At 72.2% G+C, this 22734-nt stretch carries 22 protein-coding genes and 1 tRNA gene; 9 read left to right on the top strand and 14 right to left on the bottom strand.

What is annotated here, in order from left to right; translation table 11 throughout:
* Positions 1 to 132 precede the first annotated feature (132 nt).
* Complete coding sequence (locus AB0I41_RS14845) at positions 133 to 2934, bottom strand: tetratricopeptide repeat protein (protein ID WP_357106732.1); 2802 nt, start codon at positions 2932 to 2934, stop codon at positions 133 to 135.
* Positions 2935 to 3168: 234 nt separating this feature from the next.
* On the opposite strand from AB0I41_RS14845, the gene AB0I41_RS14850 reads away from it, so the two are divergent.
* From AB0I41_RS14850 to AB0I41_RS14860, 3 genes are all read left to right on the top strand, one after another.
* A tRNA-Leu gene (locus tag AB0I41_RS14850) sits at positions 3169 to 3255 on the top strand.
* A gap of 137 nt (positions 3256 to 3392) precedes the next feature.
* A complete protein-coding gene (locus AB0I41_RS14855; protein ID WP_357106735.1) occupies positions 3393 to 3890 on the top strand; it encodes a hypothetical protein in 498 nt (165 codons plus the stop codon).
* Positions 3880 to 4902: a site-specific integrase gene (locus tag AB0I41_RS14860; RefSeq protein ID WP_357106738.1), complete on the top strand. Its 1023-nt coding sequence runs from the start codon at positions 3880 to 3882 to the stop codon at positions 4900 to 4902. Before AB0I41_RS14855 ends, AB0I41_RS14860 begins: the two co-directional genes overlap by 11 nt.
* A gap of 34 nt (positions 4903 to 4936) precedes the next feature.
* Here AB0I41_RS14860 and AB0I41_RS14865 read toward each other — a convergent pair whose 3' ends face one another.
* A complete protein-coding gene (locus AB0I41_RS14865; RefSeq protein ID WP_357106741.1) occupies positions 4937 to 5503 on the bottom strand; it encodes a hypothetical protein in 567 nt (188 codons plus the stop codon).
* A gap of 726 nt (positions 5504 to 6229) precedes the next feature.
* Between AB0I41_RS14865 and AB0I41_RS14870 the strand changes: the two genes are divergently transcribed.
* A complete protein-coding gene (locus AB0I41_RS14870; RefSeq protein ID WP_357106744.1) occupies positions 6230 to 7048 on the top strand; it encodes a cadmium resistance transporter in 819 nt (272 codons plus the stop codon).
* A 428-nt stretch (positions 7049 to 7476) separates the two neighbouring features.
* On the opposite strand, the gene AB0I41_RS14875 is transcribed toward AB0I41_RS14870, so the two are convergent.
* Positions 7477 to 8040, bottom strand: coding sequence for a sigma-70 family RNA polymerase sigma factor (locus AB0I41_RS14875; protein WP_357106747.1), 564 nt, complete (start codon positions 8038 to 8040; stop codon positions 7477 to 7479).
* Positions 8041 to 8231: 191 nt separating this feature from the next.
* On the opposite strand from AB0I41_RS14875, the gene AB0I41_RS14880 reads away from it, so the two are divergent.
* Entirely contained in the window at positions 8232 to 10274 is a 2043-nt protein-coding gene (locus tag AB0I41_RS14880; RefSeq protein WP_357106749.1) for a copper resistance protein CopC, read from the top strand.
* 260 nt (positions 10275 to 10534) lie between these two features.
* Entirely contained in the window at positions 10535 to 11971 is a 1437-nt protein-coding gene (locus AB0I41_RS14885) for a PepSY-associated TM helix domain-containing protein (RefSeq protein ID WP_357106861.1), read from the top strand.
* Between the two features lie 135 nt (positions 11972 to 12106).
* On the opposite strand, the gene AB0I41_RS14890 is transcribed toward AB0I41_RS14885, so the two are convergent.
* The 6 genes from AB0I41_RS14890 to AB0I41_RS14915 all read right to left on the bottom strand — a co-directional run bounded on the left by AB0I41_RS14890 (position 12107) and on the right by AB0I41_RS14915 (position 18221).
* The gene (locus tag AB0I41_RS14890; RefSeq protein ID WP_357106751.1) at positions 12107 to 14074 is read right to left on the bottom strand and encodes a cytochrome c oxidase assembly protein; all 1968 of its coding nucleotides are present in this window, start codon (positions 14072 to 14074) and stop codon (positions 12107 to 12109) included.
* Positions 14075 to 14270: 196 nt separating this feature from the next.
* On the bottom strand, positions 14271 to 14879 hold the full coding sequence (locus AB0I41_RS14895) for a copper resistance CopC family protein (protein ID WP_357106753.1): 609 nt from the start codon (positions 14877 to 14879) through the stop codon (positions 14271 to 14273).
* A 28-nt stretch (positions 14880 to 14907) separates the two neighbouring features.
* Entirely contained in the window at positions 14908 to 16134 is a 1227-nt protein-coding gene (locus AB0I41_RS14900) for a Dyp-type peroxidase (protein WP_357106757.1), read from the bottom strand.
* Positions 16131 to 16703, bottom strand: coding sequence for a copper chaperone PCu(A)C (locus AB0I41_RS14905; protein WP_357106760.1), 573 nt, complete (start codon positions 16701 to 16703; stop codon positions 16131 to 16133). Before AB0I41_RS14905 ends, AB0I41_RS14900 begins: the two co-directional genes overlap by 4 nt.
* 111 nt (positions 16704 to 16814) lie before the next feature.
* The gene (locus AB0I41_RS14910) at positions 16815 to 17576 is read right to left on the bottom strand and encodes a zf-HC2 domain-containing protein (RefSeq protein ID WP_357106763.1); all 762 of its coding nucleotides are present in this window, start codon (positions 17574 to 17576) and stop codon (positions 16815 to 16817) included.
* A gap of 81 nt (positions 17577 to 17657) precedes the next feature.
* Complete coding sequence (locus AB0I41_RS14915; protein WP_357106765.1) at positions 17658 to 18221, bottom strand: sigma-70 family RNA polymerase sigma factor; 564 nt, start codon at positions 18219 to 18221, stop codon at positions 17658 to 17660.
* 368 nt (positions 18222 to 18589) lie between these two features.
* On the opposite strand from AB0I41_RS14915, the gene AB0I41_RS14920 reads away from it, so the two are divergent.
* The 3 genes from AB0I41_RS14920 to AB0I41_RS14930 all read left to right on the top strand — a co-directional run bounded on the left by AB0I41_RS14920 (position 18590) and on the right by AB0I41_RS14930 (position 20491).
* Positions 18590 to 19339, top strand: coding sequence for a YcnI family protein (locus AB0I41_RS14920; protein WP_357106864.1), 750 nt, complete (start codon positions 18590 to 18592; stop codon positions 19337 to 19339).
* A 214-nt stretch (positions 19340 to 19553) separates the two neighbouring features.
* Complete coding sequence (locus AB0I41_RS14925; protein ID WP_357106768.1) at positions 19554 to 20243, top strand: DUF1775 domain-containing protein; 690 nt, start codon at positions 19554 to 19556, stop codon at positions 20241 to 20243.
* 71 nt (positions 20244 to 20314) lie between these two features.
* Entirely contained in the window at positions 20315 to 20491 is a 177-nt protein-coding gene (locus AB0I41_RS14930; protein WP_357106771.1) for a hypothetical protein, read from the top strand.
* Between the two features lie 103 nt (positions 20492 to 20594).
* Here the strand turns inward: AB0I41_RS14930 and AB0I41_RS14935 are convergent, their stop codons facing one another.
* The 5 genes from AB0I41_RS14935 to AB0I41_RS14955 all read right to left on the bottom strand — a co-directional run bounded on the left by AB0I41_RS14935 (position 20595) and on the right by AB0I41_RS14955 (position 22734).
* Positions 20595 to 20930 carry a YnfA family protein gene (locus AB0I41_RS14935; RefSeq protein ID WP_357106774.1) on the bottom strand — a complete coding sequence of 112 codons (336 nt, stop codon included), beginning with the start codon at positions 20928 to 20930 and terminating at the stop codon, positions 20595 to 20597.
* A complete protein-coding gene (locus tag AB0I41_RS14940; RefSeq protein WP_357106777.1) occupies positions 20927 to 21235 on the bottom strand; it encodes a hypothetical protein in 309 nt (102 codons plus the stop codon). The genes AB0I41_RS14935 and AB0I41_RS14940 overlap by 4 nt, the downstream gene beginning before the upstream one ends.
* Positions 21219 to 21668 (bottom strand): MerR family transcriptional regulator, encoded by a 450-nt coding sequence (locus tag AB0I41_RS14945; protein ID WP_357106779.1) that lies wholly within the window; start codon positions 21666 to 21668, stop codon positions 21219 to 21221. Before AB0I41_RS14945 ends, AB0I41_RS14940 begins: the two co-directional genes overlap by 17 nt.
* Positions 21665 to 22021 (bottom strand): hypothetical protein, encoded by a 357-nt coding sequence (locus tag AB0I41_RS14950; RefSeq protein WP_357106781.1) that lies wholly within the window; start codon positions 22019 to 22021, stop codon positions 21665 to 21667. The genes AB0I41_RS14945 and AB0I41_RS14950 overlap by 4 nt, the downstream gene beginning before the upstream one ends.
* A 299-nt stretch (positions 22022 to 22320) precedes the next feature.
* Positions 22321 to 22734, bottom strand: coding sequence for a TSUP family transporter (locus AB0I41_RS14955; RefSeq protein ID WP_357106783.1), 414 nt, complete (start codon positions 22732 to 22734; stop codon positions 22321 to 22323).

Below are 22734 nucleotides of genomic sequence, written 5' to 3' on the forward strand. Positions count from 1 at the left end.
GCTGCCCAGGTGGCGCGCCGTGTCCCCGGCGACCCTCCCCTGAGCCGTGGGACATCATATGGGCCGGGCCAGCACGAGGAAACCCGCTGGGTCCCCCTGTGGACACCGAGCGTGTGCGAGGTGGACGGCCCGTCAGCCCAACGGGGTACGCCGTTCCCGGTCCGTGCAGACCTGGCCGGACGTGGCGAAGGCGTCCGTGGAGTAGACCGCCAGCACCGTGAAGCAGTAGTCCACCGTGGCGCTGAGCCCGTTCACCGTGTAGGTCGTCTGTCCCGGATCGACGGTGGCCATCACGCCGAGAGCCTTACCGGCGCGCCCCCCGGCGACCATGAACGGCACGCCCCCACCCGTCGGGTCGGTCCAGGTGATCGTGACCGTCGTGGCGTCGTCGCGCAGCTTCAGGTCGCCCGGCGGGGCACCGGTCGCCTTCGCCGCGCCCGAGGCGCCCCCCGACGGGGCCGGCGGGACGGCGGGCTCGTCGCGGTCCAGCGCCACCGCGCCGACCAGGCCCGCCACGCCCACCACCGCGACACCCGCCACGACGGCCAGCACAATGCGACCCCGTCCGCGCCGCTCCGGCGGCGCCTCCATCGGGTACGCGGGCGGCAGCGGCGGCTGGTACACCGGGCTGACCGGCGGGTACGTCGCCTCCTGCGGCTGGTCGACCGCGACCGGTGACGAGCCGTCGGCCTTCTCCACCACCCGCTCCGGCACGTCGTACGCGACCAGCGGCTCGTTGACGACCTCCATCGGTCCGTCGGTGTCGGCGGGGGCATCGTCGTCCTCGGTCGGCTCGTCGTCGACCGAGGGTGTGGTCAGCGGCTGCGGCGGCGCCACGCTGCTCCATGGCGGCGCGGTCAGCCCCCACGGCGGCGCGCTGACCGGCGGGGTGCTCACGGGTGCTGCGCTGACCGGGTGGTGGGGCGCCGGCGGCGCGTTGACCACGGGCGGCATCGGTGGTCTGTGCACCGGGTGGCTCGGTGCCGGCGGGGTGCTCACGGGGTGGGTCGGTGAGGCGACCGGACGGTGGGGCGGCTGCGGGGCGTTGCCCGGGTGCACCAGCGTGGGCGCCGGGACCGGTGGCGCGCTGGCGGGTGGCGCGCTGACCGGTGGCGTGGGCGCCGCGTTGACCGGCTGTGCGGGCGCCGTGAACGGGGGAGTGGGGGCAGCGCCGACCGGGCGGACGGGGACCGGGGGAGCGCTCACCGGGTGCGCGGTGGCCGGCGGTGCGCTGACGACCGGCGGTGCGGCCACCGGCCGGGCGGACGCCGGCGGTGCGCTGACCGGCGGTGCGCTGACCGGAGCATCGGTCGGCCGGGTCGCCGCCTGCGGTGCCGACGCCTGGCGCTCAGCCTCCTCACGCAGCAGCGGACCGATCTGCTGGACCTGGATGGTCGGCCGGTCCCAGCCACGCGCCCTGGGGGCCGCCGGCTGCGGTGGCTGCGCGGCCACCGGTTCGGCGGACGGGGCGGGGGGCGCGGCCGACGGGGGCGGAGCGGGCGGCGCGGCCGGCAGGGCCCGCGAGGTGGCCGTGCCGGTGGTTACCGGGCCCGGCGTACCGGTGGTGCCGGTGGTCATCGGGCCCGGCGTACCGGTGGTCGGCAGCGGAGCGGGCGGGAGCGGCGTCGGTGCCGCGTCGACCGGCTGCGCGGGCGGGGCCGGAAGCGCCGGGGGCCGGGCCGGCACCTGGGGCGGGGGTGGCACGACCGGAGGTGCGGGCACCGGGCCGGTCGGCACCTGTGCCCGCTGGGGGACGGGGGGTGGTGGAACAGCCGCCCGGGCCGGCGCGGGGTGCGGAGCCGGCGGCGTCACGGCGGGGCCGGGTGCCGGCGGCACGGTCGGCCTGGCGGGGCCGCTACCCGCACTCGGTGGCGCGGGTACCTGGTGTGGCGCCGGCGGGGGCACGGCCGGTGCCTGCAAATGCGGCGGTGCCCACGGCGACGTGGCCGGAGCGACGTGCGCCGGTGGCCCGGGTCGGGGCGGGGCGGGCGGGGACATCACGGGCGGATGCGGCGTCGGTCGCGCCTGCGGGTGCGGTGCGGGTGGGGCCGACCGGGGGGCCGGTACCTGGGGTGCCGGCGGCACGGACACCTGGCGGTGCGGCGCGGCGACCTGGGGTGCGGGCGGAACCTGCGGGGCCGCCCCGGGCGGCGGCGCCGGTGGCACCTGGGCTGCCGGCATCTGCCGTGGGGGTGGCACCTGCGCCGGCGCGGACGCCTGCCGGGGCGGGGCCGGAACCTGGGGTGCCGGTGGCACGGTCCGCTGTTGGGGCATCGGCGCCGCGGGTTGCGGCCGAACCGGCGGTGCGGCCGGTCTCTGCTGCGGGACGGCGACCGTGGGCGCGGAGAACGCGCCGCTGGTCGTCGGCGGGGTGCTGGGCGGAGCGGGTTGCCGGACGGCGGACGGCCCCGGGTGCGACACCGGGTGCCGGGGCGGGACCGGCCCGGGCTGCGGCACCGGCCCGGGCTGGGCGACGGGCGGAGGTTGCGTCGCCGGAGCCGCCGGTGTCACGCCGCCGAGGTACTGCCGGGCCGCCCGTACCGCGGGGTGGTGCTCGCCGAGCACGGCGGGCCCGGCGGTGGCCACCCGAGTGTAGTTGCGTCGGGCCTCGTGCCGGTTGCCCAGCTCCTCGGCCACGGACGCGAGGTCGAAGGAGATGGCGAGCATCAGCGGCTCGGCGCCGTTCCAACGGCGCTCACCCGCCGCGTAGGCCGCTTCCAGCACCCGACGGGCGGCGGCCGGGTCGTCGGCCTCGCGGTGCATCCGCGCCAGCAGGTGGGCGGTGCCCAGCACCTCCGGGTGGTCCTCGCCGTAGGCGGGCCGGGCCGAGGCGATCGTGTCGGCCAGCAGCCTGCGGGCGGCTGGGAGATCACCGGCGGAACGGAGGGCGAGCGCCCGCTGCTGGACCGCGACGAGGGGGGAGGGCTGTGACACGTGGGCAATGCTGCCGGTAGACGGTGCCCGGACGCTACCCGGCCGACGGGACGCCCTGCCGGTGGTCTCCGCTCCAAGCCTCTGACCTGGTCGTATGCCTCGACATTGAGCCGGTCGGGCGGCGATGTGCATGATCCATCTCGGCCGTGTACAGTAATGCCCCGTGCGGCCCACCAGGGGCGGCTGGCCGGCCGGAGAGCCGGCGGCGGCCGACAGGGTAGGCTGGACGAGCAGGTCCGGGTGGCGGAATGGCAGACGCGCTAGCTTGAGGTGCTAGTGCCCGTATAGGGCGTGGGGGTTCAAGTCCCCCCTCGGACACCAGTCTTCGTGCGAGGTCACGGGAGCTCACCACCGCGGTGGCTCCCGATGAGGACACCCCGTAGCATCCGTGCACCCATCGACGATCAGGGCTCTCGGCGCCACGCGCTGAGGCCGCGCGAGCGCCTGCGGCGGTCACCATGACCGCCCCCCGGCAACCGACCCGCCGACACCTCGACGAGCAGCTCATCGGCGCGGTCATCCCCACCCCGCTTCCTCGCCCGGCACCGCCACCAGCCCCGATGCCCGCGCTGCCCGAAGCCCTCCCAGCTGCGCGGGAACCGGTCGACGACGTCGTCTTCGACGTGGCCCGCCCGGACGCCGACGGCCGGGTGGCCGCCCGAGCGCTGCTGCGGGCGCTGGGCTGGCCGTCCGGTCACCGCCTCCACATCGACGTCGCCGACTGCCTTCTCCTGGTCACCGCGGCACCCGACGGGACGCACGTCGTCGGGGCCCGCGGGGCGCTACCCCTGCCCGCCGCGGCCCGGCAGATGTGCGGCGTCCACCCGTACCAGGCGGTGCTCCTGGTCGCCTTCCCGGCGCGCGATCTGCTCGTCGTGCACCCCTCGAACACCATCACGCGGCTCCTCGCGGACCTGCACGCCACTGTCCTCGGAGGTGCCTCTCATGCCGGCTGATCCGTCACGCATCGTCACCGCCCGACAGATGCTCACGCACCTTGGCCTCACCCTGGCTGACCTCGTCTCCGAACCTGACACGTCGCGTCGTATGCCGACGCTCGCCGAATACCTGCCGCGGGTCGCGGCCGCGGCCAGTCCGGGCACCCGCCGCACCTACGGCACCTACTGGAACCGCATGGCCGCCGCGCTCGGCCATCTGCGGCTAGACGAGGTGACCGCCAGCGACATCGAAGCCCTCATGCAGGTCACCGCCACCGCCCGGTCTCGACGCACGGGCCGGCAGGGTCGCCACGCGGGGGAGCATGTCGTCGCGGCCGCCCGCGCCGTCTACCGCCGTGCCGTCGCCGACGGCTACCTCACCGCCGCGGATAGCCCGGCGCACCGGGTCGTTAAGCCGCGCCGGCTACCCAATCCCCGCCGCGCCCTCACGCCCGAGGAACTGCAGGACATCAACGTGGTCGCGCGTACCAGCGGCAACGATGTTGTCCTCGACGCCCTGCTGCTGCGCCTGCACACGGAAACCGCGTGCCGCCGCGGCGGCGCCCTCGCGCTGCGCCTGATCGACCTGGACACCACCCACGCGCTGGTTTGTCTCACGGAGAAGGGCGGCACCCTGCGCTGGCAACCCATCACCCCGACCCTCGCCGAACGCCTCCTCGATCACGCCCAGGCTCGGGGCGCGGTCCTGCCCACCGACCGGCTGTTGCGCTACCGCAACGGCCGGCCGATCAGCAGCCGCCGCTACGACCACCTGTGGAGACGAATCGGCGAACGTCTGCCCTGGGTCGCCGCGCAGGGGATCTCCACCCACTGGCTACGCCACACCACCCTCACCTGGGTGGAACGCCACTTCGGCTACGGCATCGCGCGCGCCTACGCCGGCCACACCGACCGCCGCGGACCCGCCACCACCACCTACATCAAAGCCGACCTGAACGCCGTCGCCACCGCCCTCGCCGCCATGGCCGGCGAACCACACCCACTCGCCTCAATGCACCCCTTCCGGTAGGTGACGGTCGTTTCGCCGGCGGCGGGTAAGGCTGTTACGGCTGTGCCCACGCGCTCCAGGACACCACCCAATCCCGGTCGGACCGCACCGACGGCAGCGGCTGCTTCCCGAACAGCACGGCGTCGATTGCCTCCGCAGCTGTCCGCATCTCAGCCTCTGGGTCTCGCAGCGGCTCGCACACCACATGCAGGAGGTCACCGTGAACGAGTGTCTCGCTCGGGTGGCCCGTCCGTTGCCTGATCAGCGACCGAATCTCCTTCCGTAGAACGGCGAGCTGATCACCGGGCACGCCCCGCACCTCCGCGTATCCGTGCTTGTGTACCGCTTCGAAGACGATCTGCGCGACGACCGGTACCCGCCGGTCAACCGCAGGCGCGGGGAACAGGCGATCCATCAGCGTCAGACAGCGTCGACACGTCGGCGCGAAGGCCGGCTTTCGGTATCTGCTGAGTGCTCCACCGTCACCGCCGACCATCACCGCCCAGATCCGACCGCACATCGTTGTGTGCGCCCACACCGGATCCCGCAGCGCCGCGATGTCGTACCGGCGCAGGGCCTCCTCCCGGTCGCTGTTCGCCCGGTCGAAGAAGTAGTCGGGCACGGCACCGCGACCTGGCTCCGCTTGCTCGTGGCGGCGCACGAGGTGCACCGCCTGACCGCCGCTGACCCCAACGAGAAGGAGGGAAGATTCCCCGGCACGGACGACATTTGGTCCATGGGGCCCGTCAGCCATGGCAGCAGTATGCCGGCAACTACCCGCTCCGTTGGTACCACGACTTGCTCCCGGCCGGCAGATCTGGCAGCAGGGCGTCGAGCGAGCCGCCGCCCGCACCACAGGGTGATTGGTGTACGACGAGCAGGTCGTGGGCGACGAGAGCAGCGAGCAGCGCCGGCTGGCTGGATTCGATCCGGCGCATTCGCCGGGCGGGCGCGGGTAGGGGCAGCTCACCGGCTGCCTACTCGAGGCCGGCCGTCTGCGGAGGACCCGGCCACGACCATTCCCTGGCATGGCTGGATGTCGAGGCGATGGCCCGGCTCAGTGTTGCCATCGGTGTTGGGCGGGTGGGCAGGACGGCAGGGACGAGTGGGGCGGACGAGCTGTCCGCCGTGGAGGTGGGCAGCTCATGTCATGCCGGCGACAACGGCAATTGCGGTCTTGGGTCGCTGGACGAGCTTGATGGCCCAGCGGGCCACGAGGTCGAGCAGGCCGATAGGGTCGGGCGCTGAAGGTTCAGACACAGCCGCCCGCCGAAACCGTCTGTCCCGGTCGGCCGGAGATCCGCAGCCAGCATGCCCGGCGGGGATAGCGTGCTGCGGCGGCACCCAGTTGACCAACCACCACCAGCTGGCCCAGCACTACCGTCAGATCCAGCTGAGCCTTCACCTCACGCACCGCAGCCTGCGGAGGCGACTTGTCTGCCTCAACGCGCTCGCCGACGAGCTTGCCGCGCGATTGGTTGCTGGTGCGTCCTGGCGTCGCTCGCCCGCCGCTTCTTTCGCCGTCTGCCTGCTTCCCGTTTGGGCCGTACAGTGCCTAGCCGTGGGAGATCTTGTCGGGACCCTCGCCGCTGCGGTCGGGGTGTTCGCGGGCACGAACATCGACGACATCATCGTCCTGACCGTGCTGTTCCTGTCTGCCAGGGCGTCGGGAAAGCCTCAGCCGTGGCAGATCTGGGTGGGCCAGTACGTCGGGGTCGCAGCCCTGGTTGCCGCCTCGGCCGTGGCCGCCCTCGGCCTGACGGTCATCCCTGACCAATGGGTGGGTTTGCTGGGCCTGGTCCCGTTCGGCCTCGGCGTGCGGGGCCTGATCGGGGCGATCCGCAGCCGGAGTGACGAGGAGCTGCCCACTCCGGCCGTGGCTGCTGGCCTGGCCTCCGTGGTCGGAGTCACGGTGGCCAACGGCGCGGACAACATCTCCGTCTACACCCCCATGTTCCGAACGATCGGCGTCACCGCCAGCTTGGTCACGGTCGCCGTGTTCGCTGTCGGGGTCGCTGTCTGGTGCCTGGCGGGATCCTGGCTCGGCTCCCGTCGCAAGGTGGTTGACGTCGTTGAACGGTTCGGACACTGGATCGTGCCGGGCGTGTTCATGCTGATCGGTGCCGTGATCGTGATTGAGTCCGGGGTTCTCGCCCGGCTGATCTAACACCCCTCCTGCAGGCTGCCATCCTGCCCTCCGCCGACCCTCACGTCGGTGGAGCGGGCCAGGGCCAGGGTGGCCAGGTGGAGCACCCTAACGGACGTACGATCCGGTCACCCTGGCCCTGGGTCTGCTCGGCTTGCTGCTGGCGCATGCACGCTGCACCCGGCGGGCGAGTCCCCCGACCGGGGTGCGGACGCGGATGGGCCCATCCATTGGGGCAGAAGGCCGGTCAGCTCTCCGGCGGCCAGCGCTCCCAGTTCGCGCTGGCGGTCGCTCTGGGGAACGGCCAAACCTGCTGCTCGACGAACCGGTTGACGGCGGCGCCCCTGGGAGCGGGAGCGCGGGGAAGCCCAGTGGATCAGCGGACCATCTCCGAACCGGGACAGTGGGAGCCCGTGCAGCGCTACATCGGACGCCGCGAGCACTTCGAGTCAGCTGGAGCGGCGGTCCCAGTTGCCGGGGGTGTCAGTGTCGGCCATGGCGGTGATGAGGTCGGCGCGGGCGCGGGCGACCCGGGACCGGATCGTGCCGACCGGACAGCCACAGACTTCTGCGGCCTCGGCGTAGGAGAGGCCGAGCACTTGCGTGGCGACGAATGCTTCCCGCCGCTCGGGTAGGAGGTGGTCCAGGAGTCTCCGCAGGATGACCTTGTCCTCGACCGGGAAGCCGCCTCGCGAGCCTGTGATGCTCTGCCGGTCTTCCAACCGGGCCGGCTGGGGTCGGGCGGCTGCGGCGCGGTGGTGGTCGACGACGACCCGTCGGGCGATCACGAACAGCCAGGTGTGAGCGGAGGAAGCGGCGGCGAATTTCGGCAGGCTGCGCAGTGCCCGTAGGTAGGTTTCCTGGGTCAGGTCGTCGGCCTCGTTAGGCCCCGCGAGGTGGGCGATGAACCGCCAGACCTGCTGCTGGGTGGCGCGGATGAACGCGGCCGCTGCGCTCTGGTCGCCTTGACCGGCGGCAAGGGCTAGGCGGGTAGCCGTTGTCTTGTCGTCCACGTCCCGTCCTTCACGCTGCGGATGCTTGGCGACTCCCGCCCCGTGGTGGGGATGAGTCGCTCGCCGTGCTGGCGTAGCGGAGTTTTGTGGCTCAGGTGCGGATGTCGAGTCGCATCGGGCAGAACTTTTGCCATTTGCATAAAAAGTTGCCGATGCCTTGATTAAAGCCTCGCCGTGGCGAGGATGCTCTGATGCGTCGTCTGCCTCCGGCTCTTGGACGTGTGGCCTCGGGCCTGCTCGCGTTCGTCCTCGTCTCAGCGGTCGTGGTCTTCGGGTTCGCCCAGCCGGCAGCAGCTCACGGCACCTTGGCGGCGTCCACGCCAGCGGATGGGGCCACGGTGAACGAGCCGTTGGCGGCGGTGGAGCTCTACTTCACGGAGAAGGTCCCCGACAACGCGTACTTCACGATCACCGCGCCGGGCGGCGGTCGGGTCGACAACGGCTGGGGTCATGGGTCGCCCAAGCAGCTGGACAAGCCGGTGAAGGAGTACTTCCTGGTCGGGGGGAAGTTCGAGCCGCGGGAGTACGCGACGGGGTTCCCGGCGGTGGTGACGCTGGCGCATCTGCCGGCGGCGGGGCAGTACTCGGTGAGCTACCTGTCGGTGGCCTCGGACGGTGAGCCGGTGCGGGGCACGATGAGCTTCCGCTACACGGGGCGGGCGACGGCCCCGCCGCCGGGATGGCGTCCGCCGACCAGTCAGCCGGATCCGTCGCTGGTGGCGGCCGCCGAGCAGCACGGGACGTCCGGGCACGGTCCGGAGTCGTCGTCGGCTGCATTGCCCGTTTCGTCGGCCCCGCCGGCTGCGCCACCGCTGTCGGCGTCCTCGTCTGCGGTGGCCGCTGCTTCGATGGCCTCGGATGGCGAGGGTGACCTCGGTTGGATGGCATGGACCGGCTGGGCGGTGGCGATCGCGGCGGCGGTGGCCGGCTTCGTGGGCTGGCGCCGCCGCCCGGCTTCCGCGGGCAGGGCCTCCGGGCGGGGCCGCGTCTCTGGCGCGGCCTCTCGGCAGCAGGGCGCTGGCCCCCGCCCAAGGGGCAGAACGGGCGCGGCCAATCGCGCCAGCGCCAACGGCAAGGCCGCGGCGTCGGGCTCCGTCGGCAAGGGGGGACCGGCCGCAGTCCCTGCGACGCAGAAGAACAGGGCGGTTGTCGCCGCCGGGGCGGCCGCCGCGACCGAGCTGTCGGTGGCCGGGCAGGACGGGACCTCGGCGAGTCCCCCGGCGCGGCCTGTGACCGCCGGCCAGGTGGTGGCGTCCGACATGGCCGGCCTTGCCCTGGCGCTCGGGCCTCGGTTGAGCAACACGCGTTTCGCGTTGCTCGTCGGCGGGTTGGTGGTGGCCCTACTGGCCGGATTCGGGCTTGGGCGGATCGGTACAGGCAACGAGCGGACCGCCGCTGGCGTACCGGCGGCCGCGGCACGCGCCGGTGGGCCGCTCGCCACGCCGCGAGTTCTGGCAGCGGGGGACGGGCACCAGCACGCGGCGGGTACCGGGGCGCACACCCATCCGGGCGACAGCAACGCGAGTCAGACGCAGACGACCGGGACGTTGGTCAGCGCCGGCGGTTACACCCTGCAGCCCGTGCGGCGGTCTCAGTCGGCCGGTGTGAGCGTGGACTACCGGTTCCGGATCGTCGGAGCCGACCGGCAGGCGGCGACGCGCTTCACGGTCGTACACGACAAGCCGTTGCACCTGGTCGTGGTGGGTCGCGACCTGACCAGCTACCAGCACCTGCACCCCACGATGGCGCCCGACGGCACCTGGAGCGTCCCCCTGAAGCTGACCCGGGCTGGCGGCTACCGCATCTACGCCGATTTCTCCCTGGCCGGGACCGACAGCAGCCCGCTGCCGCTGGTCCTGGGCGTCGACCACGACGTGCCGGGCGCGCACACCCCGGCCGCGCTGCCGCCGGCGCAGCCGCAGGCGGTGGTCGGGCCGTTCACCGTGTCGATGGACGGCACGCCCACCGTCGGGGTGGCGACGCCGATGGTCTTCCGGGTCAACCGCACCGGCGCGCCCGCACAGTTGCAGCGCTACCTGGGCGCGTATGGGCACTTGGTCGTGGTCCGCGAGGGCGACCTGGGCTATGTGCATGTCCACCCGGAGCAGGAACTGGTCGACGGGGCGGTCAAGGTCTGGTTGACCGCGCCGAGCGCCGGCCGGTACCGGGCGTTCTTCGACTTCCAGGTCGACGGGAAGGTGCACACCGCGCAGTACACGATTAACGTGGCCTGAGCGGCGTGGCGCCTGCGGCAGCATGCCGTAGGCGTGTGCCAATGATCGGCGGGCAGCCGGGGCCGGTTGTCGCTCGATGTCGGTCAGCAGTGCTCGTTGTGTGAAAAGTCCTCAACCGCCGTCAATATGTCGAGGCGTTGCGGGAACCAGCGAGGGCCGGCGGACGACTCTATTACTGATCCAACCGGTGCCTGACCTTCCTCGGCGGTGCCGGCAAGGCCGGTGCCGTCGCACCCTGAACGAGGAGTTCTGCCTTGACCGTGGACAGCGACACCACGATCGACCAGATATCCGACAAGCCGGTGCGGCCTGCGCGGCGGGGAATGTGGTCGCTGCTGCGACCCCTGGTCCTGCGTCTGCACTTCTACGCGGGTGTGCTGATCGCCCCCTTCCTGCTGGTGGCGGCAGTGAGCGGTGGGCTCTACGCGCTCAGCCCGCAGGTGGAGCGGGTGGTCTACGCCGACCTGCTCGAAGCATCGTCGGCGTCCTCGTCGGCGCGGGTGCCGCTGACCGAGCAGGTGGCTGCCGCGACGAAGGTGAGCACGGTGCCGGGTTTGGTCGCCGTCCGGCCGGCGCCCGAAGGGGGTACGACTCGGGTGCTGTTCGACGACGGCACCATGGCGGAGTCCTACCGGCACGCGGTGTTCGTCGACCCCGCCACCGGCAAGGTGCTCGGCCAGGAAAAGGTGTACGGCACCAGCGGCGCGCTGCCGGTGCGTTCCTGGATCGACGAGTTGCACCGGTCGTTGCATCTGGGGGAGGTGGGCCGCCTCTACAGTGAGCTCGCCGCGTCCTGGCTGTGGGTGGTGGCGCTGGGTGGGCTCGTGCTGTGGGTGGCACGGGTCCGCGCCCGCCGGTCGGCACGCGCCCTCCTGCTTCCCGAGTCGGGCGCGCAGGGCCGGGCCCGTACCCGTTCCTGGCACGGCGCGCTGGGGGTTTGGCTGGTGCTCGGCTTGCTGGCACTGTCGGCCACCGGTCTGACCTGGTCGCGTCTGGCCGGGGACAACGTCACCGAGTTGCGGGCCCGCGTCGGCTGGTCCACCCCAACCCTGGTCACCACGACGGCGTCCGCTGCGGCGGGGAACAGCCCGAGCGGCCACGGTGACCACCGCGCCGCAGCCGGCGGGACGGGCGCGGTGAACGTCGACGAGATCGACCAGGTGCTCGCCGCCGCACGGGCGGCCGACATCACCTCCGACCAGGTCGAGATCGGGCTCCCCGCTGAACCGGGGGCCACCTGGACCGTCACCGAGGTCCACCGCGCCTTCCCGACCGCCGTTGACGCCGCGGCCGTCGACCCCGCCACCCTGGCCGTCACCGACACCGTGCGCTTTGCCGAATACCCCTTCATGGCCAAGCTCGCCCGCTGGGGCGTCGACATCCACATGGGAGTCCTGTTCGGGCTGCCGAACCAGATCGCCCTCGCCGGCCTCGCCATAGGGCTGGTCGTGATGGTGGTCCTCGGCTACCGGATGTGGTGGCAGCGGCGCCCCACCACCGCCGCCCCGTGGCGTCCCGGCCCAGCCGTACGGGCCGGGGGACTGTGGGCGCTCCCGTGGCCCGGGCTGGTGGCCGTAGCCGCGGTCGCGGCCGTCTTCGGGATCTTCCTGCCCCTGCTGGGGATCACACTGCTGGCTTTCCTGTGCGTTGACCTCGTTCTTGCCGCCTACCGGCGGCGCACATCCCGGGCCGAGTGACCGCCAGCGGCAGCCATCGCTCCACCCACCACGGCGCAGCGGTTGGCCTGGTCGCAGTTTCCCGGCCGTGAATGCCGGTGCGACGGCCTGCCGCGACGTGGCGTCACAGGGCCGAGTCATATTCGGTGTCGTCGGCTACGGCCGCTGGTCCTCGCCGGCCTGGCTGGCGGCCGCGAGAAAGGCGTTGTAGCGGGTGAGGTCGTCGTCTTCGCCGGTGGCTTCGGCGCGGTCGGCGGCGCGGTCGAGGCGGGCCTGTTCTCGCTGGTCGGCGCGGATCCACTGGCGGACGAGAAGGATCATGACGACGGCGGCGGGGATCTCGCCGAATGCCCAGGCGATGCCGGCGCCTAGCTTCTGGTCGACCAGTAGGGACGAGGCCCAGGCGGGGTGGACGGAGGTGTACCAGTCCGGGGCGATGACGGTGGTGGTCTGCATGAGCACCAGGCCGAAGAAGCCGTGGGCCATCATCGCCGCCAGGTGGATGAGCATGAGGACGGGGTGGGGGATTTTCGGCCGGCCTGGGTCGACGCCGATGAGCACCCAGAACAGCAGGTAGCCGGCGGCCACGAAGTGGACCAGCATGGCGAGGTGGCCGAGGTGGGAGCGCATCAGCGTGCCGAGAAGGTCGCTGAAATAGAGCCCGAAGAGGCTGCCGGTGTAGATGCCGAGCGCGACCAGTGGGTGGGTGAGCAGCTTCGTGGGCCGGCTGTGCAGGGCGATCAGCAGCCATTCCCGGGCGCCGTGGACCTGCGGGTCGGTCGGGCGGCGCAGGGCGCGTAGGGCGAGGGTGACCGGGGCGCCGCCGACGAGCAGGATCGGCACCAGCATGGACAGCACCATGTGTTGCGCCATGTGGGCGCTGAACAGCACGTACGCGTAGCGCGCGACGCCGAGGCCGGTGAAGGCGGCGAGGATCAGCAGGCCGGTGAGCCAGCTGGCGGTGCGGGCGATCGGCCAGCGGTGTCCGGCTCGGCGCAGCCGTCGCACCCCGGCGAGGTAGGCGGCGGCCGCACCGGCGGTGAGGGTGAGGAAGAACAGGTCCGGCAGGGGTTGGCCGAGCAGGTTGCCCGGGGTGGGGGCGGCGGGCAGCGGGAAGCCGAGCAGCTCGGTCAGTGGGTCGGCGTCGACGGGGTCGGTCGCCACTGGGGTGGGGCTGCGAGACAGCGCCACGGCCAGGCCCAGGGTGGCGGCGAAGACGATCAGTTCTCCGGCGGCCAGCCGGGTGAATGCTCGACGCCGGCCGGCGTGCAGGGCAGGCAGGGTGCGGGACCGGTGTGCCGCGCCGGCGGCGCCGAGGATCACGAGCGCGACGAGCTTGCCGCCCATCAGCCACCCGTACCGGGACTGCCACAGCTGGTCGACGGTGCCGAGGCGTACGGCGGCGTTGGCGAGTCCGCTGACCGTGACGGCGGTGAAGCAGCCCAGGGCGAGGCGGCTGTACCGGGCGGCGGCGTCGGCGAGGTGACGGCTGCGACGGACCATCAACAGAGCGGCCAGGCCGCCGACCCACAGCGCGGCCGCCAGCACGTGCAGGACGAGGCTGCTGACCGCGATCTGGTGGTTGCCGGCCCCGGCGGCGTGTCCGGTGAACGCCGGCGGTGCCACCGCGACCAGCGCGAACAGCGCTGCCGTGGCGGCGAGCCCACGCGACACGCCTACCCGGACGAGCACCGCCACGGCCAGCGCCAGCCCGGCCTGCAGCAGCAGCGCCCGCCCCTGGGAGATCGAGGACGCGAAGCTGATGACGGCGGCCGCGCTGAGCCGCTGCAGCGGGACCCCGAGCAGGTCCGAGACCGTCAGCACGATCAGCGCCAGGGCGGCGGCCGCCCACCCGACGGCCAGCGCGCCGGCGCGCCGCAGCAGCAGCCAGCCGTGGGGGGACACGCTCGGCCCGTCCCCGGGCAGCAGAAACGCCGCCGTGACCAGCATCCCGACCGCCAGCGTGGCGAGCGCGTCGCTCAGCAGCCGGACCAGGGGCAACGCCCAGGTCGTGACCGGTCCGGGATCCGGCAGGCCGGGGATCGCGACCGCGAGCGCCCCGCCGGCCCGCAAGGCGAGCAGCAGTGCCGCCCCCGCCGACACCACGGCCACGACCGCGACCACGACTGAGCCCGTCCAGCCCGTGGTGCGGTTTCCGCGTGCCCCCGGGGTCCGGCCGTCGCCGATGTTCGTCGTCCTCACCCCTGGCGAGCCGTCCGGGACACGGTGCGGCTGAGGCTGGTGCGAACGGGTGTCTGACACGTCGATGTCCCTGGTAGGTTGCGGACGGGCGGGAGCGTACGGAGCCGGTGGGTCTCGGTCAGGAGGCGGCGCGGCGTCGACGCCGCAGCATCACGACCCCGGCGACAACGGCCACGGCGGCGATCCCGCCGGCCACCAGCAGCGTCTGGCCAGAGCCGTCGGAGCGGCGGGCCGAGGCCGCCGGGCTGGCCGACGTGGGGGACGCGGCGCCGGTGTTGGCGGCAGCAGAGGCGGCCATGTCCGGGGCGGCACTGGCGGTTGGGGCGGCGCTGGCGGCGGGATCGGCGACCGTGAAGGAGTAGGAGCCCTGCACCGGGTGCCCGTCGGTGGAGACGACCCGGTAGGCGACGGTGTAGGTGCCGTTGGCCAGCGGCTGGCTGATCATCACTGTGCCCGTGGTTCCGGTGACGGCGGGTTCGCTGGTGGGGACTTTCCGCTGGTTGGCGTCGCTGAGCACGATGGTGGTGAAGGCGGGGTCCAGCTTCTGCAGGAACTTCAGGGTGATCTGCGTCGGTGGTGCGGCGAGACGCGCGTCCTGGGCGGGGTTGGCCGTTTGTAGCGAGTTGTGCGCGGCGGCGGGCGTGGCCGGCGCCAGCAGCACCGCCAGCGCGGCCAGCGCGGCGGCGACCAGCCCGGCGGAGCTCGGGCGGCGGATTCGAATGGGCATGACTGGTTCTCTCCGTGGTTGGTGGTGGTCAGCCGAGCAGTTGCTGGCCTATCCAGCCGCCCTCGGGGCAGCCGGGTGGGATGGCGAAGACGGCGGAGCCGATCGGGGTGGTCCATTCGTTGAGCAGGTCCCGTTCGGCCAGCCGTTGCTGGATGGGCAGGAACTGGCGGGTGACGTCGGCCTGGTAGGAGGCGAAGATCAGCCCGCTGTCGGCGTGCCCCTCGGGAGTAGGGGTGCCGTCGTAGTTGTAGGGGCGGCGCAGGATCTTCAACCGGTCGTCGGTGACGTGCGAGCGGGTGAGGTGGGAGAAGTCGGGGATGACGGTCAGCCCGTCTGGGCCGGTGGCGGCGAAGTCGGGCTGGTCGTGCTCAGCGGTGCCGGTGAGCGGAGCACCGGTGCCGAGGCGCCGGCCGACGGCGAGTTCCCGGTCGGCGCGGCCGAGCAGGTCCCAGGTTTCCAGGTTCATGCTGATCCGGCGGACGACCAGGCTGGTGCTGTCGCGCAGCCAGGCCGGCCCGTCGGGCACCCACACTGCAGTCTCCAGCGGCCTACCCGGTCGCGGATTGGCGGTGCCGTCCAGTTGGCCGAACAGGTTCCGCTGGGTGCGGCCGGGTTCGGTGCCGGCGGCGCGGCGGAAGCCCTGCTGCACCCAACGGACGGTGGCGAACGGGCGGCTGTCTTTGACCAGCACCCGCTGGGCGTGGGCGACGGTGACCGGATCGTCGGCGCAGATCTGCAGCAGCAGGTCCCCACCGGACCAGCGGGGCTGGAGCCGATCGATGCGGAACGCCGGCAGGTCGGCCACCGATGGGGGCCGCCGGTCGTCGAGGCCGGCGGCGGTGTAGAGGCCGGGGCCGAAGCCGAAGGTGACGGTCAGCCGGGCGGGCAGCAGCCCGAGCTCGGGTTCGGTGTCGGCCAGCGCCGGGCGGCCCTGGGTGAAGCGGGCGGCGTCGTCGGACAGCAGGCGCAACATCCGACCCAACGCGGCCCGGTCGGTGCCGGGGTTGAGGGTGAGCGCAATGAACGCCGCGTGGGCCTGCGGGTCGGTGGCGACGCCGGATTGCCGCGGACCGTGGAACGGTTCGACGGCGCTGCCGACTTCGGCGACCGGCACCGCGTCCGCGGGCCGGGCTTTCGGTTCGTCGGGGCGGGCGGTGATAACGGCGGCGGATGCGAGCGCGCCTCCGGCTGCGAGGGCGCCGCCGGTGAGCAGGCCACGCCTGCTCACCGGGCGGACAGCGGCGCGCTCGGTCATGCTGCCGGGCTCGGCGTCGGCTGGCCGTGGTTGGGGGAGTAACTCTCCTGGGCGCCGGTGAACGGCTTGGCCACCGCCGTGAACGTCTGGGTCTCCCCGTCGGCGAAGGTGAGCGTGAAGGTCAGCTCGTCGCCGGCCTTCACCGGCTGCTTCAGGTCCATCAGCATCAGGTGCTCGCCACCGGGCTGCAGCGCGGTGCTGCTGTGCGCCTTGACCACGATGCCGCCCTGCTTGGGCTGCATGACCATCTTCCCGTCCTTCATGGTCATCTCGTGCAGCTCCATCGGCGACACATCAGTGGCCGCGGCGGTGACCGTCACGTCGGTGTCGCCGTCGTTCACGAGAGTGCCGAACGCCGCGGTCATGCCCTTGTCGGCGGCCTTCACCCACGGATCCCGGATGCCGAGCACCCCAGCCGTGGCGCTCGCCGACGCCGACGGACTTGGCTGTGCCGACGAAGACGAATCCGACGAGCCGCAGCCGGCGACGCCGACCGCGAGGCATGCCGCGGCGGCGGCGAGCAGGATGACCGGGCGACGACGCGCGTCGGTGACGGTGGTGCGGGGCATGGATGGTCCCTTCGCTGAATCGGACTGTCGGCTGGTTGGTCGACCGCGACAAATAGAAAGTTCCAGGACAAAAGTGATTGATCTCACCCAGCCCCGGGCGGGGCCGCGGGTTCAGGCCACCCGGCGGTCGCGGGGGGTCTGTGCCGTACCCGGGTACGGCGGGACCAGCCGGAGCGGGGCCGGGCCGGATTCCGGCGCCTCGTCGACATTCAGGCGCCAGCCCGGACGGTCGCCCCGCCCACGCGACGACGGCCCGTCGGGCCGCAGGCGGGGCCGCGACAGCGCCACCACGATCGCGTACCCGGCGAGGAGGAACCCGTGGCTGACCAGCCGGAGGGTGTCGACCCGACCGGTCAGCAGGTCGTTGACCGACAGCAGCACCAGCGTGCCCACGAACGCGCTCAACATGGGCACCAGCCCGGTCGGCCGCGTGCGCCGCGCCGCCACGAACAGGAACCCGGCCCCGACCGCCACGTTCCAGGCCGCCGACTCGTGCCACAGATGCCCTGTGGCGAGCACACCAGCATGGTCGTGCCCGCCGGCCGGTCCCCGACCGACCTGCGCCAGCCCGAGCAGCAGTTGCAGGGCACCGAGGAGTCCCAACAGGCCCCGCAGGGTGAGCACAACCCGCTTCCGGAAACCATGGTGGGAGGGCGTCACCGCGGGCAGCGCGGCGAGGACCGCGTCGGCCAGGTCCGGCGCCGGGGCGGTGACGGTCAGCCGGGCGCGTCGCGTCACCGCGGCGGCCTGGTCCAGCCAGGTGCGGCAGCCGGCGCACTCGTCAAGGTGCGCGTCGGCTCCGGCCTGCTCGGCGGCGTTCGCCTCGCCGTCCAGTTGTGCCGACAGGACCTCACGCCAACGTTCGCACCTCATGCACTGGTAGTCGCAGCCACGGCCGGAATGGTTCCCGCGCTCGGTGCGTCCCGGGTCACGTCGCCGCAGGCCGGGCCCACCTCAGCCCGCGGCGTCGCCCGGTGTCCGCCGCCTGACCGGCTGGGTGTTCACCGCGGCGACGAGGTCCTCGCGGGCCCGGGCCACCCGGGAGCGGATCGTGCCGACCGGGCAACCGCACACCTCCGCCGCCTCGGCGTAGGACAGCCCGAGAACCTGGGTGGCGACGAACGCCTCCCGCCGGTCCGCAGGCAGCGCCGCGATCAGACGCTCCAACACCACCTGCCGGTCGAAACCACTACGCGAGGCATCGGGCGTGTCGTAGGAGTCCGGCATCGGCACCGTACGGGGCCGGGCCGACACCGTACGGACGTGGTCGACGGCGGCTCGCCGGGCGATGCTGAGCAGCCACGTCAGCGCGGAGGAGCGCGCGGCGAACGACGGCAGCGACCGCATCGCCCGCAGATAGGTTTCCTGCGCCAGGTCATCGGCCTCCGCTGGAGAGATCAGCGCGGCGAGGAAGCGGTGCACGCGGTGCTGAGTCGCGCCGATGAACCGGGCGGCCGCGTCCCGGTCGCCACGGCCCGCGGCGAGCGCCCACGCGGTGATGTCCGCGTCATCGGTCACCCTGATACCTCCGTGTCGGGATCCGCCAGCAGCCGCCGCCCACCTGCCAGAACGACGACCTGTAGTAGTCCCGTGCCAGGGTACGGGACGAGCGAGGGCGCGTCTCATTCCGAGCTGCATGGGTTCGACCCGTTTCAACGCACACGGTCTATGTGTGGATTTCACGTCACCTCGCTGACGGGTACGGGGCGGAGGCCGGTGGCCTCGTAGACGGCGGGGCGGCGGCCAGTAGTGAAAAGTGCTCGGCTCGTGGTCTACGGGAACTCGGCCGCCCCCGGCTACGACCAACACGGTGGTGGCTGTGCAGCCACCACGTGCGGGCGGCGGGGCCAGCTGGCACGGAGGTGTTGATCAAGGAGTCTTTGCTGATGAGTGCACGATCGGTAGCCAGGCTGGTGGCCGCGACCGCGGCCGGGGTGCTTGCCGCTGCGACCATGGGAATCGGTGTGGCCTCCGCCCACGTGTCGGTCAACCCGCGCGAGGCGACCCAGGGCGGTTACGCCAAGCTCGCCTTCCGGGTGCCGAACGAGCGGGACAACGCCAGCACGACCAAGCTGGAAGTGACCTTGCCGGCTGATGCGCCGGTGGCGTCGGTGTCGGTCCGGCCGATGGCGGGATGGACCGTGCAGGTCGACAAGGCCACGCTCGCGAAGCCGATCGAGATGCACGGCAGCCAGGTGACCGAGGCGCCATCGAAGATCACGTGGACCGCCCAGGGTGACGCGAACGCGATCAAGCCGGGCCAGTTCCAGGAGTTCGAGATCTCCGCCGGTCCGCTGCCCGAGGTCGACACGATGATCTTCAAGGCGCTGCAGACATACTCCAACGGCGAGATCGTGCGCTGGATCGAGGAACCCAGCACTGACGGCTCCGAGCCCGAGCACCCTGCCCCAGTCCTCAAGCTCGCCAAGGCCCCGGCCAAGGATGTTGCCGCCACGCCGGCCGGCTCGAACAACATCGCCACGGTCCGCACCAGCGACACCACCGACACGAACGACAGCCGCACCGGCTGGGCCCTCACCTTCGGCATCGCCGGACTGATCGCCGGCCTCGCCGGCCTGGGCTTCGGCCTGCTGGCCTGGCGGCGTCGACCCACCGCCGGCACTGCAGGGGACTGACCCTGCCCTGAGACGCCGGCCGCCAGTCTCCGGCGGCCGGCGTCCGCGCCCAGACGAGGAGCACATTCCTCATCAAACGCAAGCGTTTGATGACAGCAGGGGTAATTTGAACAAGAGGCGGGATCTGATCGCCGCCGGGAGAAGTGACCCACCGATAGCCGCTCAATCTTGTTCCCCCTGCGGCCCAGGGTGCCCACGTCGTATAGGAGGTCCGGTGCGTATCGCGGGGCCAGCTCGTTCCCTTCGTGTGGCCCTGGCCGCCGCGGCTGGCGTCGCCATTGCCGTCGCGCTCGCCGCACCTGCCAGCGCCCACGTCGAAGTCGTAGCCGACAAACCCCAGGCCGGGGCCCGCGACGTCACCATCACCTTCACCGGCGAGGCCGAGTCCACCAGCGCTGGCATCCAATCGGAACGTGTCGTCCTTCCCTCCGGGATCAGCCCCCAGCAGGTCCGACTTGCCAAGGCGCCCACCGGCTGGAAGCTGTCCGGTAGTCCTGACGGATTCACCGTGGCCGGGCCGCCGTTGAAGGTCGGCCAGGACGCCGTGTTCGCCATCACGGTCGCGCAGTTGCCGTCCGACGCCACCGAACTGCCCTTCAAGACCCTGGAAACCTACAGCGACGGCACCGTGGCCCGTTGGATCGAAATCCCCCAACCCGGACAGCCCGAGCCCGCCAACCCCGCCCCGGTCCTCAAGCTCAAACCAGCCGCTGCGGCACCGACCGGCGCGTCACCGACCCCGAGCAGTGCATCGCCCACCCCCAGCTCGGCCGCACCGACTCCCACCCACCGCCCAACCGCCAACGACAACGCAACACTGATACGCCCACCGACCGCCTGCTGTGCTACCGCAACGGGCAGCCGATCAGCAGCCGCCGCTACGACCACCTGTGGAAGCGCATAGGCGAACGCCTACCCTGGGTTGCTGCCCAGGGCATCTCCACCCACTGGCTACGCCACACCACCCTGACGTGGGTGGAACGCCATTTCGGTTACGGGGTGGCTCGCGCCTACGCCGGCCACACCGACCGCCGCGGACCTGCCACCACCACCTACATCAAGGCAGACCTGAACGCCGTCGCCGCCGCTCTCGCGGCCATGACGGACCAGCCCCACCCGCTCGCCGCCCTCACGCGCACATCTCGCATGTAGGCGATGGCTGTTCGCGGGCAGCGACGGGACGTTCAGGTGGCCCCCACGCGCCCCAGGGCACCACCCAATCCGGGACCGGGCCGGACCGTGCGGGCGTCGGGGATCAGCCGCTGCGTGGGGCGTACATGATGACGGCGACGCCGACGAGACAGATGGTGGCGCCGATGAGGTCGTAGCGGTCGGGGCGGAACTTGTCGACGACCATGCCCCAGGCGAGGGAGCCGGCGACGAAGACGCCGCCGTAGGCGGCGAGGATGCGGCCGAAGTTCGGGTCGGGTTGGAAGGTGGCGACGAAGCCGTAGCACCCGAGTGCGATGACTCCGGCCGCGATCCACAGCAGCCCGCGGTGTTCCCGCCAGCCCTGCCACACCAGCCAGGCGCCGCCGATCTCGGCGAGCGCGGCGAGCAGGAACAGCAGGATCGAGCGAGCAACCGTCATGCCTCGGACCGTAACGGCAGCTCCTTGCGGCCCTGTTCCTCGGGCTTTCCGCAGGAGCAGTTGCCGCCGGCGCAGCCGGCGGCGTGCCGGCGCTTGCTGGCCCACCACCAGGACAGCCCGGCAAGTATCGCCAGGGCGGCGGCAACGCCGGGCATGAAGCGGTTGGCTGCCGCCCAGCCGGCACCACCGATGACCCCGGCGGCCAGCAGGGCCGGAAGTACGCAGCAGGCGGCGCAGGCGGTCGCCGCGAGTCCGGTCAGGCCGGATGGCATCAGGCAGCGAGCGCGGTCAGCGATGGTCGGCACGGCTGTTCCTCTCGGCGAATTCAGCGAATGGCAGGGGACAGCAGGAGCTGCCGGCGCAGGCGACCAGGTCGTCACACCCGGCGGAGATGGCGGTTCGCAGGGTGTCGCGGATGACGGTCAGGTCCGCCAGCTTCTGTTCGACCTCGGCGAGCTTGTCTCGGGCCCGGGCCTGTAGTCCCGTGTCCGGTCGCCTGCCGTGCTGGTGTCGTCCGGCGGCGAGCAGGTCGGCTACCTCGTTGAGGGTGAAGCCGAGACGTTGCGCGGTCTTGATCACCCGCAGCAGGGTGACCGTCTCGGCCGGGTAGAGCCGGTGCCCGCCCGGTGATCGCTGCGGGGAGGTGAGCAGGCCGCGGCGCTCGTAGTAGCGCAGGGTCTGCTGGTTGACCCCGGCCGCTTTGGCCAGCTGCCCGCTGCGCAGCCCCGCCCCGGTCATCCGTCGCCCCGTACCGATGCCGCCCTGAGGGCGAGGGCGTCGAGCACGTCGACGTGTGGCGCCGGTACCCGAACGTCCAATGTCAGCGAGTCGGGCTCGGGTCGGGACAGATCAAAGGCGAAGAACGAGCAGCACGACGACTCCCGCGCGGTCAGGTCCTGCGCCGTCTGCTCCACCTGTGCCGCGCCGTCGAGCCACAACCGCAGGTGCTGCGCCGACATCCGGTTGACCCCCCGCACGGCTTCGGTGAAGAACTGATCGAATTCGGCGAGCCGCAGCGGCCGTTCGACGGTCGGCAGGGTGCACGCATCCGGCACCCAGGCCTCATCGGTGGTGATGTGGTCGTCACTCATACCCCGACGGTAAGCCTGTACCCAGGTACCAGATGCAAGCCCAATGCTGCACGCCACTCGCCAAGGCCGTCGCCGGCCGGGGGCTTGCTCACGCGAGGGCGTCGGGCGAGGCTGGCGCAACCTCGCGGGAACACGGCAGTGTGGGCAACACGGGCACAAGGCACCGCGAGACGTCGGCAACCAGTGATCATCAACAGCAGCCCTAGACGCTTGTGGCTCGACGGCGCGCGGCCGTTCATGCTGGTGGTGGGACGGCGGCTCTAGGTTCCGCTGCAACGTCTGCCCGGCTTGGCTGCCGTTCAGTAGCCGAGGAGGAATAGCAGGCCGGCGGCCACGTGGCCGGCTTCGACGAGTCGGACGAAGAGGCGGTCGCTGATCCGGTGCACGGTTCGTGTGCCGGCCCACGCTCCGGCGAGGGTTGCGGGGGTGAGCGCTGCGCCGAGAAGCAGCACTTTGAGGTTGAGGAGGGAGCTGGCTCCGTAGGCGATGAGTTTGGTGAGGTGCATGGCCAGGGCGCAGGCGGCTTCGGTGCCGATGTAGGCGTTGCGGACGAGGCCGTAGGCGAGGAAGAACGGTGCGGTGAGCGGGCCGACGGAGCCGAGGAGGGCGGAGCCGAGTCCGGAGGCGGCGCCGACGCCGACGAACGCGCGGAGTGGGGGTCGGCGTGGGTGGGGGTTGAGCCGCAGCCAGACGACCACGATGAGGAGGAACAC

Source organism: Micromonospora sp. NPDC050200 (genome assembly GCF_040656135.1).
Classification (GTDB): domain Bacteria; phylum Actinomycetota; class Actinomycetes; order Mycobacteriales; family Micromonosporaceae; genus Micromonospora.

Coding starts and splice junctions, on each gene's coding strand:
- AB0I41_RS14855 (WP_357106735.1), top strand. CDS start 3,393: ATGACCGCCCCCCGGCAACCGACCCGCCGACACCTCGACGAGCAGCTC.
- AB0I41_RS14860 (WP_357106738.1), top strand. CDS start 3,880: ATGCCGGCTGATCCGTCACGCATCGTCACCGCCCGACAGATGCTCACG.
- AB0I41_RS14880 (WP_357106749.1), top strand. CDS start 8,232: ATGCGTCGTCTGCCTCCGGCTCTTGGACGTGTGGCCTCGGGCCTGCTC.
- AB0I41_RS14895 (WP_357106753.1), bottom strand. CDS start 14,879: ATGCCCATTCGAATCCGCCGCCCGAGCTCCGCCGGGCTGGTCGCCGCC.
- AB0I41_RS14900 (WP_357106757.1), bottom strand. CDS start 16,134: ATGACCGAGCGCGCCGCTGTCCGCCCGGTGAGCAGGCGTGGCCTGCTC.
- AB0I41_RS14905 (WP_357106760.1), bottom strand. CDS start 16,703: ATGCCCCGCACCACCGTCACCGACGCGCGTCGTCGCCCGGTCATCCTG.
- AB0I41_RS14910 (WP_357106763.1), bottom strand. CDS start 17,576: ATGAGGTGCGAACGTTGGCGTGAGGTCCTGTCGGCACAACTGGACGGC.
- AB0I41_RS14920 (WP_357106864.1), top strand. CDS start 18,590: ATGAGTGCACGATCGGTAGCCAGGCTGGTGGCCGCGACCGCGGCCGGG.
- AB0I41_RS14935 (WP_357106774.1), bottom strand. CDS start 20,930: ATGACGGTTGCTCGCTCGATCCTGCTGTTCCTGCTCGCCGCGCTCGCC.
- AB0I41_RS14945 (WP_357106779.1), bottom strand. CDS start 21,668: ATGACCGGGGCGGGGCTGCGCAGCGGGCAGCTGGCCAAAGCGGCCGGG.
- AB0I41_RS14950 (WP_357106781.1), bottom strand. CDS start 22,021: ATGAGTGACGACCACATCACCACCGATGAGGCCTGGGTGCCGGATGCG.